Origin of the sequence: Clostridium sp. AM27-28 (assembly GCF_003480955.1) — a bacterium.
GTDB classification, from domain to species: Bacteria; Bacillota; Clostridia; order Lachnospirales; family Lachnospiraceae; genus Otoolea; species Otoolea fessa.
Genome location: NZ_QUJT01000001.1, coordinates 181,218 through 200,275, shown reverse-complemented (window position 1 = coordinate 200,275; position 19,058 = coordinate 181,218). Strand labels below are relative to the sequence as shown.

Annotated in this window: 16 protein-coding genes; 2 read left to right on the top strand and 14 right to left on the bottom strand. The window is 41.0% G+C overall.

From position 1 onward, the window contains the following. Positions 1-24: 24 nt before the first annotated feature. From DW720_RS00975 to DW720_RS15595, 11 genes are all read right to left on the bottom strand, one after another. The gene (locus DW720_RS00975) at positions 25-1,536 is read right to left on the bottom strand and encodes a glucosyltransferase domain-containing protein (protein WP_118742764.1); all 1,512 of its coding nucleotides are present in this window, start codon (positions 1,534-1,536) and stop codon (positions 25-27) included. Positions 1,537-1,625: 89 nt separating this feature from the next. Beyond that, the gene (locus DW720_RS00970; RefSeq protein WP_182427945.1) at positions 1,626-3,956 is read right to left on the bottom strand and encodes a glycosyltransferase; all 2,331 of its coding nucleotides are present in this window, start codon (positions 3,954-3,956) and stop codon (positions 1,626-1,628) included. Between the two features lie 40 nt (positions 3,957-3,996). After that, positions 3,997-5,871, bottom strand: a complete 1,875-nt coding sequence (locus DW720_RS00965; protein ID WP_118742762.1) for a DUF4422 domain-containing protein — start codon at positions 5,869-5,871, stop codon at positions 3,997-3,999. Between the two features lie 41 nt (positions 5,872-5,912). Further along, positions 5,913-6,674 carry an ABC transporter ATP-binding protein gene (locus DW720_RS00960; RefSeq protein WP_118471628.1) on the bottom strand — a complete coding sequence of 254 codons (762 nt, stop codon included), beginning with the start codon at positions 6,672-6,674 and terminating at the stop codon, positions 5,913-5,915. Between the two features lie 9 nt (positions 6,675-6,683). Then, on the bottom strand, positions 6,684-7,472 hold the full coding sequence (locus tag DW720_RS00955; RefSeq protein ID WP_118493379.1) for an ABC transporter permease: 789 nt from the start codon (positions 7,470-7,472) through the stop codon (positions 6,684-6,686). A 28-nt stretch (positions 7,473-7,500) separates the two neighbouring features. Next, positions 7,501-8,448, bottom strand: coding sequence for a DUF4422 domain-containing protein (locus DW720_RS00950; RefSeq protein WP_118468910.1), 948 nt, complete (start codon positions 8,446-8,448; stop codon positions 7,501-7,503). A 32-nt stretch (positions 8,449-8,480) separates the two neighbouring features. After that, a complete protein-coding gene (locus tag DW720_RS00945; protein ID WP_118749153.1) occupies positions 8,481-9,827 on the bottom strand; it encodes an exopolysaccharide biosynthesis polyprenyl glycosylphosphotransferase in 1,347 nt (448 codons plus the stop codon). A 25-nt stretch (positions 9,828-9,852) separates the two neighbouring features. Beyond that, positions 9,853-10,365 (bottom strand): transcription termination/antitermination NusG family protein, encoded by a 513-nt coding sequence (locus DW720_RS00940; protein ID WP_118742761.1) that lies wholly within the window; start codon positions 10,363-10,365, stop codon positions 9,853-9,855. Positions 10,366-10,729: 364 nt separating this feature from the next. Beyond that, complete coding sequence (locus DW720_RS00935; protein ID WP_118742760.1) at positions 10,730-10,918, bottom strand: hypothetical protein; 189 nt, start codon at positions 10,916-10,918, stop codon at positions 10,730-10,732. Between the two features lie 245 nt (positions 10,919-11,163). Next, positions 11,164-11,451 (bottom strand): type II toxin-antitoxin system HicB family antitoxin, encoded by a 288-nt coding sequence (locus DW720_RS00930; RefSeq protein ID WP_243023737.1) that lies wholly within the window; start codon positions 11,449-11,451, stop codon positions 11,164-11,166. Between the two features lie 203 nt (positions 11,452-11,654). After that, on the bottom strand, positions 11,655-12,119 hold the full coding sequence (locus DW720_RS15595; RefSeq protein ID WP_147355498.1) for a hypothetical protein: 465 nt from the start codon (positions 12,117-12,119) through the stop codon (positions 11,655-11,657). Positions 12,120-12,734: 615 nt separating this feature from the next. On the opposite strand from DW720_RS15595, the gene DW720_RS00925 reads away from it, so the two are divergent. Continuing rightward, the gene (locus DW720_RS00925) at positions 12,735-16,328 is read left to right on the top strand and encodes a hypothetical protein (RefSeq protein ID WP_147355497.1); all 3,594 of its coding nucleotides are present in this window, start codon (positions 12,735-12,737) and stop codon (positions 16,326-16,328) included. Positions 16,329-16,483: 155 nt separating this feature from the next. Further along, the gene (locus DW720_RS16110; protein ID WP_279221033.1) at positions 16,484-16,606 is read left to right on the top strand and encodes a hypothetical protein; all 123 of its coding nucleotides are present in this window, start codon (positions 16,484-16,486) and stop codon (positions 16,604-16,606) included. A 137-nt stretch (positions 16,607-16,743) separates the two neighbouring features. Here DW720_RS16110 and DW720_RS00920 read toward each other — a convergent pair whose 3' ends face one another. The 3 genes from DW720_RS00920 to DW720_RS16105 form a co-directional block, all read right to left on the bottom strand. Continuing rightward, complete coding sequence (locus DW720_RS00920; protein ID WP_118742757.1) at positions 16,744-17,337, bottom strand: YHYH domain-containing protein; 594 nt, start codon at positions 17,335-17,337, stop codon at positions 16,744-16,746. A 152-nt stretch (positions 17,338-17,489) separates the two neighbouring features. Continuing rightward, positions 17,490-18,533 (bottom strand): ATP-binding protein, encoded by a 1,044-nt coding sequence (locus DW720_RS00915; protein ID WP_347560693.1) that lies wholly within the window; start codon positions 18,531-18,533, stop codon positions 17,490-17,492. Positions 18,534-18,844: 311 nt separating this feature from the next. Then, positions 18,845-18,970 carry a hypothetical protein gene (locus DW720_RS16105; RefSeq protein ID WP_270224331.1) on the bottom strand — a complete coding sequence of 42 codons (126 nt, stop codon included), beginning with the start codon at positions 18,968-18,970 and terminating at the stop codon, positions 18,845-18,847. Between the last annotated feature and the right edge of the window lie 88 nt (positions 18,971-19,058).

Genomic DNA, 19,058 nt, shown 5'->3' with positions numbered 1-19,058 from the left:
CTTACACTCCTTCCTTATCCTTTGTTAATACACAGCAATATACACCGTATCGCCTTCAAAATATATCTGCTCATCTAACTCAATATAATCCCAATTTTTACTTCCAAATAATCTTTCGAATTTATCTTCTTTAAATTTTTTCTCTTTAAAATTTCGCTTCAAATAGTAATTAATCATATTAACAAATGTCCATTCTACGTTAGCTCTACGAAGATTTGTGTCATAAATACAGTATTCAATTGGATCAAATGTCCATTTACAATTCGCATCTTTCTCATATGAAATATATTTAATCTGATTACCTGTAGACTGTTCGTATTCCTTGATTTTTTCCCCTAATTGATGCACATTTTCTTCTTCAATTCCCGCAAGAATTGCATTATTAACAATTATTTTTTGCGCTTGTATAAAATTAACAAATAAAAAAAGCATTAAAAATATTGCAAAGATACTCTTTTCAACATTTTCATGCTTCGAATACGTAAACGTTATTATACAAATCGAAAAAATCAGTGACGATATTCCTAATATTGTTCTTGGTGACAACCACAGCGTTGACACAATAAAATGCGGCAAATATGCTGCTATTACACAGGCTATTATAAAAATCAGCAGTGTTACACATCTTAAAACAAATTTCTTTTCTTTATACCAACTCAGAATTAATATTCCTAATATGATGAGCAAAAAAATCAACGCGCTATGTTTTGGTAAATATCTACAATAATCATCAATCGCTCCACAAAAATCCCGCGCAATCTCAATGCTATTATGTATTATTATATTTTTATCCAGAACAACTGTCCTACTATCTCCTGAAGATATTTTACAAATTTTTAAGAACTTTATAATTAGTATACTCACTATCGATGCCGCTCCACCAATCATAACAATCTTTAAAAAGTCAAAAATTGTTTTTCTTGTTAAAACGCATTGATTTTTTATCAAAACATATGTAGCTGTTATTATCAAAAAAATCTCTATATATACTTGATACATTCCTAATGCAACAACTAAAAGCAAAAAAGTTTTCAAATAGCCTTTCCAATCAATTGATTTGCAAAAAGAAATAATTGCGCCATAAGAAATCATTAATGAAATCGCTGCTCCAAAACAAGTTTCAGGGAATAAAAACCAACCTTCCAAAATGCTTATATTAAAAAAATTCAGCCATATTACAGCATCCAAAACAGCCGCATCTCTTTTATTTTCAACACCAATAAGTTCTGAAAACAAATTCCACAATAGCGTTGTCAACATTGCTATAATAAAAATCAAAAACGCTTGATTAAACAATACATGATGTTCAATTTTTATCCCAAAGCATTCTAGTCCTTTATAAATTATATAATGAAATATCCTTCCTAATCTTAAATGCTGATTTGCTGAAGACTCATAATATGTAGAAAAAAAGTCTGCACTATAATGTTTTGCTGAAAGCGTTATTGAATAGAAAACAATCGAAATAATGCAATTTACTACTAATAATACAAAAGTATTATTATTCAACAAATCTACCTTTTCTTTTTTATTCATCTTTTCAAACCTATTCTCCTTAATTTTTCGTAGATGTCTAAAAAATAGACACTATACTAATTCAAAATATTCTTAACAAATGGGACCTTTTACTTCTTTACCCCCACTTTTCTTAATACTCTCTTTATAATTCCTTTCAATGTTCCATTTTCAAGCCGTTTGATTCTTTCTTCATGCCATTTTTGGATCTCCCATTGATGATTAATTGACTTTTCATGGCGTTCCAAAATTTCTCTGTCTTGATTAATAATATTTTTTATATTATCATTTAAATCTTCTTTATAATAATGGGAACTCTCTGCATGATTCTCTTCGTGCTCCATTAAGACTTCTGTGTATATTTCATCTGCCAACATTCCTAACTTTCTCAAGCATTCAGATTTTTCTTCTCTCTGCTTCAATAATGTTTCATCTTGAATAAGCCTTTGAAATTCATTTTCGAAGTATTGAACCATTTCCTTTATCGTAAATTTCTGTTCAATTCGGTTTCTGCAATTCAAAGATAATTCCTTCCATTTTTCTTCATCGGATAAAATCTCTACAATCGCATCTGTATATGCGTTTATTTCTTTATCAGAAAAATCTCTTGAATCAAAATGCTTATCCTCATCCAGCATAAATGGAATTAATTTTCCTACCGAACTATCTATTAGATCTTTTTGGCCTCCTACGTCTGCACTAACTACTGGGACTCCCATTGCACAGGACTCATATGCTGTTAACGCTAATCCTTCTTTAATACTGCATATAAGCGTAACTTTGGTATCTTTATAATACGGTCGTACTTCATTTTTAGAGCCTAAAAAATAAACCGTATTATCTAACTCCATTGTTTTTGTAGCTGATATTAATTCTTCTTTTTGTGATCCATCACCAATAACTACAAATGCAACATTTTTAATTTTCTTTTGCACCTGTTTCGCTATTTTTAACATTAAAAATGGACGTTTTTGTGGATGAAGGCGACAGATAAATAGTACAATCGGACGTTTTTCAGAAATACCTAATTCCTCATATAATATGCCTGAACGCACCTTACTTGCATCAAATTGCACTTCATCAATTCCAATATGTACTGTTTCTACAGATTCTGGATTTCGGTGAAACTGTTGAATCATAACATCTCTCGTTACACTATTGCAAACATATGTTTTTTCAACAATTTCCCCCATAATCGCGCTACTTCTAGCATGTCCGCCATTTCTCCAATACCATTCCTCCATATGAACATAATCCACAATTGCTAAATGCGGAAAGTTTTTACGAATCCATGGCAGTAAATAATATCCCTCGGTTGAATTACTCGCAAATAATATATCTATTTCTCTACTTTTAATAAAATAATCAATAAATTCCGGATAATCATTAGGAGATAAAAAATTTGGCAAATTAAAGATTTCAGGCGTTACTTCTCTGAATCTCTGCAACCAATCATTATCTCTTTCCAATGTCGTTATAATACTAACCTCAAATTTGCTCTTATCTAATCTAGTTATCAAATCTAAATTAAATTTATCGGCTCCTCCCATCACTAGCCACGGAAGTACAAATAACACATGAATCTTCTTATGTTCTTTATAAATACTTTCTACATCTTTAGATTCATTTATATTAGCAAATTCTTCATATGTAGTAATCGGATAGATGATCGGATCTTTCGGATTAATCACGAATGCGGCTTGTTCAGAAATAATCTTCTTATTTCTTTCCTTCTTTTGATTATCCGTATGAATAGATGCCATTCTTCCACTATTAAGAATTCTGTACCAATGTAAATATTCATTACGCAACTGCACGCATGAATAGCCTTTAGCCATCAATTTTAACCAAAAATGCCAATCCTCATCAAACGCTTCTTCTTTTATCGTATACCCCCCAACACTAAGTGCATCCTGTTTACGAATCAATGCAGAAACACTTAATGTATTCTGTGTTTTCATTCCTTCTGGATCAAATCTTACATCCCATAAATATTCTTTTTCTTGAAAACCCGTAGATGCCGTAAATGACCAACTTTTTTTAGGGTTCTTCATCAATGCCCAATAATTATATTCCAAACTCGTTGGCTCTTCTAAATCATCTGCATCTAATATGTAGACATATTCTGTCGTTGCTGCATTGATACCGTTATTTCGTGCCGCACTTGGTCCCATGTTATTTTGATGCAAAATCTTTATTCTAGGATCTTTTGACGCTAACTTTTCTAATAAGCGCAACGAACTGTCATCCGTAGAACCGTCATCCACAATAATCCACTCAAACCATGGAAATGTCTGATTCATCACACAGTTGTATGTCTGTTCAAAATAAGCTCCGGCATTATAAAAAGCTGTAATAATAGAGATTAACGGTTTTTGATCCATTTTCAATGGTCGTTCCCATAAATTTAATCCTGGCTGTTTTGTATAATCAAATTTCATTTTCATACTCTCTCCTAATCATCATTATTCTATGAGCATATCACTTTATAATTCTTTTAACCCACTCTCTCCTCCGACTCCCAATCGGCAGCACCTTATTGGCAATCTTCCGGATGCCCGCGTTCTGCTCCATCCTTGCGATTCTTGACAGTTCCGCTTCTCTCTCATCCATCAGGCATCGTTTCGTTTTTCTCAGGATCATCGGATAATACGGCGACAGCTTCGCATACTCCCAGAAATATTCCGCAAAATCACAGTCCACCACATCCCAAGGTTTCTGGTATCCAGCGAAATGGATCAGATACGGGCGTTTTCTCGCCTGTGTGTATGCTTCATAGAGCTGTCTCGGCGCCATCTTGAGAATGTCCATACGGCTGCGTCCAATCTCCTGCCAGTCCATCAGCGTGTTCCACTGCTGTGGCAGGTAAGTTACTCTGTTTTTGCACACGATGTTCAGGATATCCTGATCGTGACAGCGATAGGAATGGGTCAGTGCCATCTGAATCATATCTTCTGAACTCATCGTCCTGCGGAGTCCGTCCAGATCAAGAATCAGGACACCTGCCTGGAAATAGTCATACGGGCTATCCAGACCCAATATCTCGGTCGCATAGGTCTGCCAGTTGTTCTGGTTCAGATTCAGCTGTCCTGCCACATCGATGTCTTTTGCTGCCCCGATCACAGCTCCGTTCAGGTCGAAATCATACAGTTCTGCTACGTCATGATCGGCTACCATATCACAGTCCAGGTAGAGAATCTTGTGATAATTCGGCATGATTTCCGGGATGATCAGGCGGTAATATGTCTCTACGGACAAGTGCTGATCGACAAATAATTTGCCCGCATCGAAGTATTCACATACTCGGATGAAACGAATCGATATATTCTGTTTGTCCCTGGCTGCCATGGAAATCAGATGCTGATTTTTCTCAGAAATGTCGTTGTACAGAATAATGATGTCATACTCTCTCTCCGGTGAGGCATTCACAATCACCGAGCGGATCATGATGTCAAGATACGGTGAAAATTTATCGTTGGCAGACAGCACGATCGGCACGCCTGCCGGATAAACCGGCTCCAGAACCGCTTTCGGCGCTGTCTCTTTGAACAGGGTTTTCGGCAATTCTCCCGCCCGGATTCCCGGCTGGGTTTTCAGCCACTCATAGTAGATGCCGCAAAGGCGTTCTGCCAGATATCCCATCACCCGGTATTCTTCCACGCTGTACCAGGTACTGTCGATCCGCTTTTCTGTCTCAAAAAGGATGTCAAAGAGCCATGCACAGTAGTCTTTATAGATCTCTTTTTTCATGATGAACATATTGCACTCATGGGCGTTTTCGGACTGCATATACGAATCTGCTGTCTGTGCAAACGCCGGATATTTTTCTTTCAAAATCTGCAGGGTAATGTCGAGATCTTTCCGGTGCTGGAAAGGAACCATGCCATATTCATGGTATACATCCATCGTTTTTCCTTCTGTCTTAATGCGCGGATACCGGCGTCCGCGGACGCTGATCACGTCATATTTTGTGATCAGATCGCGCATAATCTCCGGCTGAAGTTTCATTTCCTCGATCGCTTCTTCTGAGATGCGGTCATAGGCAATATTCCCCCATCCATCGTCTTTGTTCAGAGACGGATCAAATGCCAGATAGCGGCGGTAATGGAAAAATCCATAGTAATCCGCCTCTTCGTTTTTCCATGCCCAATACTGTGCCGTCAGCTCACAGTATGTCTTATTCCGTTCGGAAATATTGTCTCCCTCATCGTCATGCAGCATCCCCGGAAGTTTTTTTCCGGAGAGTGCCGTTCCTACCTGAATCGGGTATAAATATGGGTTTTCCGGCACATAGGCCGGTTTGTGGCAGACCACATAGATCCGGATATCCGGGATCTGTCCTGCTTGTTTTTCCATGTATATTACATTCCTTTCATCTACAGCATTTTGCGGGATTTTTATGCGTTTTCCGGCAGATTCAGGCTTTCCATATAAGCATCGCAGACGCTCTCTGCCTCGCCCTGCATAACCACATTTCCCTTGTTCAGCCAGATTGCATGGTCGCAGAGCTGCCGCACGGTTGCCATCGTATGGGAGACAAAGAGAAGTGTCGTTCCATTTTCCAGCATATGATGCATGCGTTCCTGGCATTTTTCCTGGAATGCCGCATCTCCGACGGCCAACACCTCATCGACGATCAGTATCTCCGGCTGCACGATCGTGGCGATAGCAAATCCCAGGCGGGCTGCCATACCGGAGGAGTAGTTCTTGATCGGCATATTCATGAAGTCTTTGAGTTCTGCAAATTCGACGATCTCATCGTAGTGTGCATCCATGAATTCTTTGCTGTAACCGAGAACGGCACCATTCAGATAGATGTTTTCCGTCGCAGTCAGTTCGCCGTCGAATCCGGCGCCCAGCTCGATCAAGGGCGCGATACTTCCCTTTACCTCTACCGTGCCCCGGTACGGCTTCAGGATGCCGCAGATCAGTTTTAACAGGGTTGATTTTCCGGAACCATTGGTTCCGATGAGGCCCCATGCTTCCCCGCGTTTTACTTCAAAATTGATATCTTTCAGAGCCATGAATTCCTGAAACATGAGCTCCCGTTTGATTAGTTTTACAAAATATTCTTTTAAGTTATCGATGCGCTCGGAAGCCATATTGAAACGGACCGCCGCATTGGTTACTTTTATGATTGTATCTTTGTCCGATGCCATTTCTGCCTCCTAGATATATAAGATAAATTTATCCTGCGTCTTTAAGAACGCGCCCACTCCGACCAGAAGTGCGATACCTGCTGCCACGAATCCGGCGATGATCAGATACAAATCTGGCATCCGGCATTCCAGAACGATCTGTCTGAACTGCGTGATATAGAAGTACATCGGATTCAGGGTCATAACCAGTTTCCGCAGTGCCTCCGGAAGCAGGGTGATCGGATAAAATAATGGGGTCAGGTACATCCATGCGGTCAGTACTGCATTGTAAATATGCTGGATATCACGGAAGAATACACATCCCTGTGCTAACAGCATTCCCAGTCCCAGGCAGAACAGATATTCCTGCAAAAGAATCACCGGAATGAACAGGAAGAATACATTCGGGACTACCCGGCACACGATAAATACGATAATAAGTGCCCCCAGAGCAAATATCATATTTACAAAGGAACTTGTGATTTTGGAGACGGTAAATACATATTTCGGTACATACGTTTTTTTTAGCAGGGACGCATTTCCAATGATGGAAAAGATCGCCTGTGTGGTTGATTCACTCATAAAGTTATAAAGAGTCTGTCCGATAATCAGGTATACCGGGAAATTGGTAATATCCGACCGGAACATATTGGAGAATACAATTACCATGATAACCATAACCATCAGCGGATTCAGAATACTCCAAAGATACCCCAGAAAGCTCCGGCGGTATTTCAGCTTGATGTCTTTTGTGACAAGCTGCTGCATCAGGAAGCGGTATTTGTAAAATCCGCCCAGTCGTTTTAAGAACAAATTCATATCTTTTCCTCTTTCTTCGATTTTGCTTTTATTTCAAAAAAAAACCGCGCAGCAATACCCGCCGGAAACTTCCTGCCGGAAACAGACGGTTTAACTTACGCATATCTATTTTAATTTTTAAGTTGGTCGGTTTTAAACGAAACTCCCGTATATTCGATACTTCTTCCTCCTTTCCCGGTTCAGTATGATAGAATTTAAGATAAGGAAGCTCGGCACATTGTATGCCTTTCTTCCTCTGGTAAAAGTAAAAGATACCAAACAACCGCTCCGCAAGATAGCCATACAGCCTTGGTTCCTGCGGTTTGTTTATCTCTTTTCTCTCCTGCTCGAATGTATCTAAAAGTGTAAAAAGCCATTCCATATAGGTATGGAACAGCTCTTTTTTCATGATATACATATTCATATAATAGATATCTTTGGAACTCATATATGCCTTTGCCGAATCTGTATATTCCGGGTAAACCCGGTTTACAATCTCCAGCATATGATTCAGTTCTTCTGCTTCATGATACTGGCAGTACTGGCGGTATACCGTCGTATTGATCCGCTCCCGGTAAACGGTCAAAAGATCGTATTTCGCGATCTGTTGTACCATCCACTCGGCTTCCATCCAATATGGTGTCAGATCGTCCCAGACGGAATCCAGCTCTATATACGGATGCTGGCGTTTTCCAAGGATTCGTCCACTCGCCATCACGGGGCAGACCCTGTGAAACGTCAGATAGCGGCGGTAATGAAAGAATCCATAATAGTCGCAGTCTATATTTTTCCAAGCCCAATACTGTGCCGTCAATTCACAGTAATCCGGATTTTTCCCGGATATATTATCGCCCTCATTATCTCGATATGCCATATGTTCCAGACGTTTTTCCGTCAACGCCGTTCCCACCTGTACCGGATAAAAAATTGGATTTTCCGGTACATAGGTCGGCTTATGGCAGGCAATAAAAATGCGTATATCTGGTTGTTTTTCCATGTCTTATTTCCTGTTTATAGCTTTTTATTCCGTTATTGCTGTTCTTCTTTGACTCCTTCCGTACTTTCCTTCATCAGCATAATCTTCGGCGTCATGATAATCAGCTTCAGATCTTCCAGCACTGAATAGTTGCGTATATACGTCAAGTCCAGTTTCAGCTTGTCATAAGGGGTCGTGTTATATTTTCCATACACCTGCGCGTAGCCGGTCAGACCGGCTTTGACTTGCAGGCGGAAGGAAAATTCCGGTATCTCTTTTTCCAGTTCTGCCGCCAGCTCTGGGCGTTCCGGGCGCGGTCCAACGATGGACATATCGCCTTTTAAGATATTGTAGATCTGCGGCAGCTCATCCAGGCGGGTTGCCCGCAGTATCCGGCCAATCGGCAGGATTCTCGGATCGTCCTCGCTTGCCAGCCGTGCCTTTCCGTCCGCTTCCGCGTTCTGCACCATGGTACGAAATTTATATATCTGGAATTTCTTTCCGTTTTTTGTAAGGCGCGTCTGCTGGTAAATCACCGGACCGCCGTCGGTCATCTTAATACAGATTCCTACAATCAAAAAAATCGGAATCGTGATAACGATTCCGATGAGTGATCCGACGATGTCGATGATCCGTTTCATAATTTCCTGCTCAATCTGCAGTCCCTGATTATTCCGCGACAGAAGCAGCGGCGAATCAAACAGATTCAGTTCCACCGAGCTGCGAAGCAGAATGTCCGATATTTTCGGGACGCTGTATGTCCGGATATTCTGGCCGAAACAATATTTGATGATATAGTTTCGCTCATGAGCCGGTATATCTCCGACAATCACACTGTCGTATTTGGCGATCTCCGCTTTGATGCGTTCCGGTCCTTCGTGGTAGCTGACAATCTGACTGATTATGTATTTATCTTCCCGCGCATTCATTTTTTCAATCAAATGATAATCCGAGTGATCGCCGGAGATCAGCAGCAGCTCTCTCGGCGGGAACATGCCCCGGTACAGCCAGAGAAATGTCATCGTCCACGCGAGGATGATGACAAGCGCCCCTATCAGATTGACCACCAGTGGCGCCGGTGCCGTGAATTTCTTATCCTGCACGCTGATCTGGAAATACGTAATAATATTGGTGACTACCACCGCCAGTATCTGCGAGTAGATCAGATTGCCCCGCTTCAGGAGCGCTATCTTAAATCCGCCGTACAGCTGCATAAAGAAAATAAGCAGGAGTCCATAGATGAATATCATCATCCAGTTACCCCTGCGGAAGAACGGCGCCCAGATGATCTTATTGTACCAGTTAATCCAGATGACGCCATAGAGTCCTGTCAGAAGCGCGACCAATATCAGGGCAAATCCCAGCTTGATCAGGCGCTTGTATTGCTCAAATTGATTCATGCTTTTGTGTTTTGGTTCCTTTCTTTTACTTATCTTCCGGCAGACGGATTCCCAATTCTATCCTGCGCTTTTCTCCCAGAAGCTCGACCTCAACCGTCACGATCCGCTTGCGGATGCGCTTGCGTACAATCTTGTCCAGGAAGAAGGATAATGGTCCCTGGGCAGTTAGGATGTTGCCGTCTTCGTCGAGGGTGACAAAGGAGCGGCGGACAAGACATTCATCCAACTCCATCATCTGGCAGAGCAGTTTCTTCTCTTCTTCCCGAATCGACCAGAATTCACAGTCCGTCCGCAGGAGTTTGGAAAGCTTCGGGACCCGCTTTAACGCCAGAAAGAATTCCTCCGGCGTATCGGTGTCCGCGATGACATAGGATGGAAAGAGCGGTTTCTGGTAAGCCAGAAACTCTCCGGCATTGCGCCAGACGCATTCCTGCTCGATCACAAAACAGGCGCGGTATCCATTTCCTTTCAAAACGCGTTCGATGCATTCTGTCAGCTCCTGTTCCCTGCCTGTCTGTGTCTGGATCACATACCACATATCGCACTCTCCTTTGCACTTTCTCTGCTTTCAGGTGCACAATGGGTATGCTTCGCCATCCCGGAGCCGCCTTCTGGCTGCCCGGATACGATCTCGATCCATCCTATGTTCCATCTTTCGTCTGACCATGACATTGATCACAGGCAGCTTACTCCACGTGCTTTTGATTCTTATTCTGCGTCTCTTAACGCGCTTTCATGCGTCCGCATCCGGCACGCCCTGATTTTAGAGGATTTGTGCCTATGCGAAGTCTAGTTTATTATACTACGGTTTGTGGGGGGATTCAATAGAAGTTTGTGGGAAGGAATGTTTAGGAAATTCTTAAATTAATTTAATAAGATAAAAGCGGAGTTTTCACCCCGCTTTATCTACAGTCTTTGCACCAGGACTGGTTTCTAATTTGACCATTTCCCATTTTACGGAAACCAAATTCGCTGATTGGTTTTGGCTTATTACAATTCGGACAAATATGTACAGGCTCACTTCCATTGTATCCACTTGATTGAATTATTGGTCTATCAACATTAATATTATTTTTCTTATTAGCCGCCATTACAATACTCCTTTTTAACACATAAACTTCTTTTTATTTGCAAGAGATTACTATTCGATTATATATTTGATTTCCCCCCAAATTCATTTATCTTTTCATACTTAACATTTTCTAGCGAAATAGAACAATTTCCAGTAAAGTATTCATTAAACATTGTCATTTCTATCCCTTCTTTATGCTAGTAGAATTTTTAAAGTCTATAATCTTGTTTGGGTATTTTTGTGCATTATTAATATTGCTTTCTTTTATCTCATTTTCACAAGTTCTTTTATATCTTTATTTATATCATTTGCTCTGCCATCCGATAAATAAACAGCAATTGCTTTTTCTACCGCTTTATTTAAAGAATCGCCATCTTCTAACGCTTTAAAAGCCAGTTTTTTATGTAATTCTGGCTTAATCCTGACATTAAAAGTGCCTTTATATTCCTTTTCAGGTTCCTTTCCAACTTCACTGCAAAATATAAGGTAATCGTCAACTGCACAATGAAATTCTTTTTCTACATCCGCAATATTACTTGTTTGAAAATCCACATAATCATTGATTCCTTCAATAACTCCATCAAATCTCCGCTTTTCCCATTTCCCTCCCCTTCCCCCCTATGCTACAATACCCTTATCACACCACCCAAAGGAGGCTCTCACCCATGATCCCACAAACATCCGTCAACTGGACCGCATTTAACTACAAATACTCCACCAATCCCCAACACGCCTTCGAATCCCTCACCTACTACCTATTCTGCCATGAATTCCAGCAGCCCTATGGTATTTTCCGCTATTTCAACCAGCCCCATATTGAGACAAATCCCATTCATGTGGGCGATCGCTATATTGGCTTCCAGTCGAAATACTATGCGGACAGTGTTACCATGTCTTCCAAAGAACAGGAACTGATCGGTGCTGTCAAGGGAGCCGTACAGAGATATCCAGGTATTACAACGCTTTATTTTTATATCAGCCGTGAGTTTTCTCCCAGTTCTAAAAAGGACGATATCATGCCCTCCTATCAGAAAAAAGTGGAAGCAGTCGCTGAAGAGCTTGGCATTGAGCTTGTCTGGCGGGTTCCCAGCAATCTGGAAGCGCAGCTGATGCTGGATAAGCAGCTTACCATTTGCCGCAATGTGTTTTTTCAGGTGGACTCTGCCGTACAGACCTGCTGTGAAAATCTTGAAAAACACAAAAAAGAAATATTTGATCATATTCACACCAGTGTAAGATACAAAGAAAACGATATTACGCTGGAACATACACAGCTGAACCTTAGATCGTTTCTAAATTCAGCTATGTCTGTTTTGCTCATTGACGGAGCTGCCGGTTCCGGAAAATCGGCTCTGGTAAAACAACTTACGGATGGACTTACAAATGACTGCGCATTCCTCGCTTTTAAAAGTACCGATCTGGATGTGAATGATATCCTAAATTTTTTAACCCCTTATGGCGAATTAAATTTGGATGAAGTGATCGATGTATACAAAATGGCTGACACACGTGTGCTCTATATCGATGCAGCCGAAAAGTTTTTTGTTTGTGAATATCAGGAAACGTTTGAGGATATCCTGAACCGCTTTATGGCAGCTGGATGGAAAATCATTCTGACACTCCGAACCGCGTACCGGGATTCTTTTCAAAACTCCCTATTACACGGTAGCAAGGTTCAGACCTATCATGTCGAACCGGTTGACTCTGATAAACTGTCCACTTTATCCCATACCTATGGTTTTCAGCTGCCACAGGACAAGCGGCTGCTGGATCTGCTCTGTGCGCCTTTCTATCTGGGCTTATATCTGGCTCTGGGAAACCTCGAGGATGAATCGATGCGTTCTTTGAACCGTGAGGCATTCGAGGAAAAGATCTGGAATGATATCATCCGTAACAACCGGAAGCGGAAGGACAATCTGCCAACCAGAAGGGAAACGGCTCTTATTTCTTTGACCACGAAAATGCTTCAAAATGAGATTTATTATTATGAGATTCTCGCAGCGGATGATTCCGAGGCACTTTCTGAGCTGGAGAAAAGTGGTGTGCTGTTCCAGAGCAACGATGCCAGAAGATATTTGCACAGCCATGATGTATTTGAAGAGTTGGTTGTCAGCCATATTTTTACTGAACGCTACCGGCATGATACCCTGAATGAGCAGTTTTTTGCCGATTTCCACCCTTCTCTCCGCATCCGAAAGCTATTTCGCGGATGGCTGGCTGATTTTGCCGCTGTTCCAACCCATCAGGAGCTTATTTTCCACCTTCTCGACTGCGAACAGGTAGAGCGGATATGGAAAGATGAGATTCTCTTAACGGTTATCAGCACGGAATCTTTAAAAGAAGTTTATCAAAAGCTGACACAAAAGATGGCTGCAAACAACTATGAGCTGTTACGAAAACTTGCCATTTTAATCAACACCTGCTGCCGCGCCGCAGAGAACTGGGAACAATACTGGAGTACTGGAAATCTGATTCCGTTTCGCCTTTCCAAGCCGTCCGGCTATGCCTGGCAGGCTTTGTTTGCTTTTTTGTTAGAGCAGAAAGAAACAATCCTCTGGGATGAACGTCTGATTTCCACCATCATTGAGGTACTGGATTCCTGGACCAAACACCTCGCTCATGCCAAATCAGAAAATACCCGCATGGCGGGAGAAATCGGAGTATTTTTGTTTCAAAAAATAGCCAATGACAAGGATCTGCGGTATACCTTTGAAAAAGGGCAGGCAGAAAAGCTGCAGGATGTATTGGTAAATTCTGCATGGATGATTCAAGGACCCTTAAAATCCCTTTTTCAAATGGTAATAGACGAAAAAAAAGGCGATGAAAATCATCCTCCTCTTCCCCGTATGTATACGGACCTGGCAAAATGCGCTGTATCGGATATTTATCATTATGGAATGGTTCCAGCTGCAATGCCTGAAATCGCGCTTCATCTGATGGCAAAATTGTGGGTTCGCTCCAATATGACTCTTCGTACCCATTACGCACATCCTGACGTTGAAGAAGATTTCGGTTTAAATCCTCATCTGGACTTTTGGTACCAAACCGCAAGTGCTTATGCAACACCAATTATCCCATTGCTGCAAGCCGAACAAAATCTTGCAACTGATTGGTTAATTGATTTTTGCAATCAAGCTGGTAATTCCTACGCACATTCATCTTTAAATGAGGATTATGGGGAATGTACAAACATTACTATTTATGTAAACGATATACCTGTAGAACAAATTGCATCTGACCGACTCTGGAAAATGTACCGCGGAACTTCGGTTGGTCCAAATCTTCTGATTAGTCTCTTGATGGGGTTTGAAAAATGGCTTCTTATGGTTATCGAGCATTCAGAAACTCTTATTGTTGTTAATTATTGCCGCTATATCCTGCAGAAGTCCCGCAATATTATGTTAACTTCCGTGATCGTCAGCGCCGCAGAAGCTTATCCAGATAAATTATTTGAGATTGCCTGTGAGCTTCTGCGTACAAAAGAACTGTTTCATCTGGATTCATACCGCTTTACCGCCGAATCCTCAGCTTCCTTTTTGTTGACCGGAAAAGATCTTCTTGAAAAAGAACGGCTAGAAAGTAACCGGCTTCCTTTCAGGAAAAAACGTCTGGAAGAAGTTATTTTATCGTATCAAACAAATTCCAGCGGTCTTTCAACAGAAGCCTTCAATTTCCGAAAACAAACACTTTATCAAGCGATTGACCGAGCGGCTGCCGATATCGATACCTGGTCATCCAATGACAAATTTGCCTATTACCGGATGGATTTACGACATTATCAGGAAATTGTTGATGTTCGGGAAAATGAGCACGGGCAGACACTCTGTACGGTTCTCCCTGATTTTACAGAAGACATGAAAGCATTAAGCCAGAAGAGCGCTGCCGCCTATGAACCTCATCTGAAATATATGGATTTACAGTTATGGAGCGATTATAAATTCCACCATGACGTTAAATTCCGGGAATATAAAAAGTATGAGAATGTCCGCACCATTTGCTCAGAGCTGAACGAAATCTGGGCATATATGAACGCTGAAGTTCGCAATGAGGAACTCACTTCCGACGATATATCTGTGATCGTGCACCGCTTTACCGCGATCGCATCTTACACCAGTGCTGTTTTACTTCGGGATTTTAAGGAAACATTGTCACATGAAGATCGGACATTATGCGAATGTATCATTTTCTCTATTGCTGATTTATTTGCACACGCTTCTCACTTTGAAATCGTTCAGGCTGGAAATGGAATCGATGCGATTGCCGTTGGACTGGTTCTTTTAAGCAATGAAGATAATATAAACGCCATAAATGACGAAAATCCTCTGTGCCTGCTTCTTAAATTGGCACTGAATGACTGGAGTTACAACAGCCGTATCGTGAACGGAATCGCGTCAACCATCTGGGCGCACAGCCAGAATGCTGCGTGGCATTTCCTATATCTGTTTTCACTCCTCGCCGATTCATATGAAGACGCGCTTTTGAAAAATGAGTCATTTTCCAGCGATGACTTTTTCAAACAGAATGAGGATGTAGTTGCCTGTGCGCTTGCGAAAGACTCAGTTGATATAACCGACTTTGATTTTTCCAAGCTCCAGAATATGACGATTTTCACGCTTCTTTCCTTGGTCTCTCCCCAAGCAGCAGAGGCATTTAAATTCGCGGACGCAACAAAAGATCTTGTCATGGAACTTGTTTTTACAGATAACAGGGATTTACGCGCCGAACGCAGGGAGCTTTCTGGCTATACAATAAACTATGTTTCCTGGCTGGCAGATGTTCTGCTCCATTGTGAACAGACAAAGCAGACTAACCTGATCGATGCATTTTTCCAATATGCAGATTTGACTCGAAATGATAACTCAGGATATCTGCTCACCGAGCTCATCCGGATACAGGATATCAACGGGAAAACAGATGCTTTCTGGAATGTATGGGAATTACTGAAACCTCACTTTCTTGCATTAAGCAGCAAACCACAGGTTTCTTTTGATAACCGCCATCCTTATGGACTGGACAAGGTGATTATCAGCTATTTATTTGGCAATTCTCCCTGGAGATCCGATGTTCACCGATGCGCCTTCCTTCCAGAAGGAAACGCGGCTTTCTTTGACGATTTTATCGACAAATCAGGAAGTCTCAAAGCCCTGTTCTACGCGATTTCCCGGCTGCTCTATACCGTTGGGCGGGAACCTTATCTTGAAAACGGGATCGACTGGATGTATAAACTGGTCACGCGCGATCCTGACTGCCAGTTACCGCTTTATCAGCAAACCTTGTATTATATGGAAGAGTACGTCGGCCTTTTTGTATCACGCCATCGCATGGATTTCAGGAACGATGTGGAACTGGCTTTGAAGACTCAGACGGTGCTGGAGTATATGGTAAATCGAGGATCGCAGATTGCTTTTTTCTTGCGGGAGTTGATTTAAAATAAAGGGTACAAAGGCAAAATTCTATATTTACTTAGAAATACATATCGGACTGATAGCGAACTCAGTTGGCATCGCAGAACATAAGTTCTATAATTGGCTTGTTAGCATTTACAAATTACAGATTTATAAATATTACCTCGGAGGCCAATGCCATGAAAAAAATAGGTTTAACCATATATGCTTTAAATGTTTTTCATACTGGAAAGTATCACATTGAAAAGAAACATGGACAGTTAACTTTTATAGATATGCTTTCAGCTTTCTCTAAGCTCTAGAACAGGGCAGTTTTCCCGCCCCCGTTTTGGTCTTCCATGAAACGAAGGATGCGGAAGTTGGTTTTAGAAAAGCGAAAATAGAAAGCCATGCGGCTTTATTACACAACCGCACGGCTTTTCTCTTCCATCACCTATTTTTATTTGCAAACCCGGTTCTCCAACTGCCCACTCTGCACATAATGTGTATAGTAAGCCTTCAAATCGTCTCCAAACACTGCCGCCAAATCCGGGTTATTTGCCTTATATACACTGACATCGAAATTCTCCGATGCCCTGCGTCCTTCTGCCATACCGCACGTATAAAAATGCTCAAATAACTTTTGCGAATCCAAGCCAACGACCGACTGCAAATCTGGATTATTCATATAATAATAATTTGCATCAAACACCGGCTGATACATGTTCATCTGTTCCGCTACCTGATTCTGATTACCTGCGGACTGTGCCTGTGTCTGAGTCTGCGTCTGACCGGACGTATTTCCATTCGAAACCGCCCCATTCTTATACGGGCAAACTCCATTTGGATGAAGATGTGCCTCATGGCCGCCACAATGATAATGATAACTTCCCAGACCGCTCTTATTCTTGTAGTCATGATGTCCGCCCTGTGCATCCGTCCGTCCCGGATGCGCCTCAGCTGTAATCATCGTCATGTTTGAGACAGTCGCGAACGATGTCGTCAGCATCATGCAGGATAAAAGCGCAGTTCCAAACTTTTTAAAACGTTTCATAATAACTCCCCCTTGTAACTGTAAAATGAAATGCTCTCCAATTTAATTGTAACATTTCCATACAGAAAACACAAGAAAATTGCCATAATACCGCACTAATTCTGCCTTATAAAACCATGCGGTTGCCATTACACAGCTGACACATACTCTTCTTACTCACCTTCTTTCAAGGAAAACTCCTTAAGAAATGGAATTCCTCCATATACCCCCGCCAGATAATCCTTTTCAAATGATGCATCGGAACGCACCTTAAAGTCCGAAAGCGCACATAATTCCGAATGTCCCAGCTCGTCTTTCTGTACAAACCAAATCTGGTCCCTTCGGAAGAATTTTTTATCCATTAATGTCGTATCATGTGTAGTATAAATCAGCTGAGCCATTGAATTGTTATCATAAAATAAATCAATAAAAAATTTTAACAACAATGGATGTAATTTTACATTTAGCTCATCCATCACCAGTACATAATCATTGATAATTGCCATATGTGCATGGATAAAAAGCATGATACTCTTGATTGTACCTTCTGACTCATCGTATAAATTCAAAGGATATAATTCCCCATCCGCCCCTTTATGAAATGTAAAAAACAGCGTTTCTTTTTCTTTATAAGTAATATCCTTTATTCCAATATCTATTGCGGTAAGAAACTCTAATAACTTTTCCTTTTTTCCATCAATCACCTTAGGTAAAAGAGCATCTAAAAACCTTGTATCTTCATAGTCATCCGACATAAAAACCAGTACATCTGTAATTCCTGAATAAACCGTTTTAAAAATACCTGTTTTTAACTTGAGCTTATTAAAGAAAGATAACAATAATGTCTCTGGTGGAATTTGATCTTTATAAGCTTCACATTCTTTTCTAACGGACACCCCTAAATTTACTTTTTGCATCGTCCTCTCAAAAATCGTCACTTTACGGTTTATCTTTAAACTCTTTCTGTACAGCCATTCCATCACGATCTTCTCAGAATTGTACTCAAACCCATACTGATACTCCTCGTCCCGCAGAATCTGTACAATCTCAAATTCTGAATTACCTTTGTTCTCTTCAAAAGAAAATGGTTTACTGCATTTTTTGAGTACGGACTCAGCTCCGTCATCAACATTGTTCAAAGATTGGGAAACAATCCACCGAAAAAGCTGTAGTGCCCACACGAAATTGGACTTTCCGCTGGCATTGGCGCCATAAATAGCTGCTACCCGCAGGAATTTTTCCTTGGTATCTATATCAATCAGGTTCGACGGTGCTCTTTATAAGCGCTGATTGCTGTCATATCAAAAATCGTTTCTTCTTTAAAGGAAAGAACGTTTTTCATTTTAAATTGCACCAACATGTTTTGTACCTTCTTTTTATATAATATACAAATTTCTGATTTTTATATCAACATTTTTGTGATTTTTCCGTTATTTTATTGATTTTATGTTTCATAATTACTCTATCCGTCTCTCTCAATTACAAAAAAAATCAAGATTCTATGCCGGAATAGAATCTTGATCATCAATTAGCCGCGATACTTTTCGCGAGGGATTCGCAGGCAGAACACCTTGAGGCCATATTGTGAAGCCCAGATGCGCACGCCCTTACGAGTAATATATGGAGTATATACTAAGACATATTCCTTATCCATAAGGCGGTCACCTCCTTTTTTGAAGGTTCCTCTTGAAATCCCCGACAAAGTATGATACATTTAAAAATGTAAATACGTATCCCGGCAT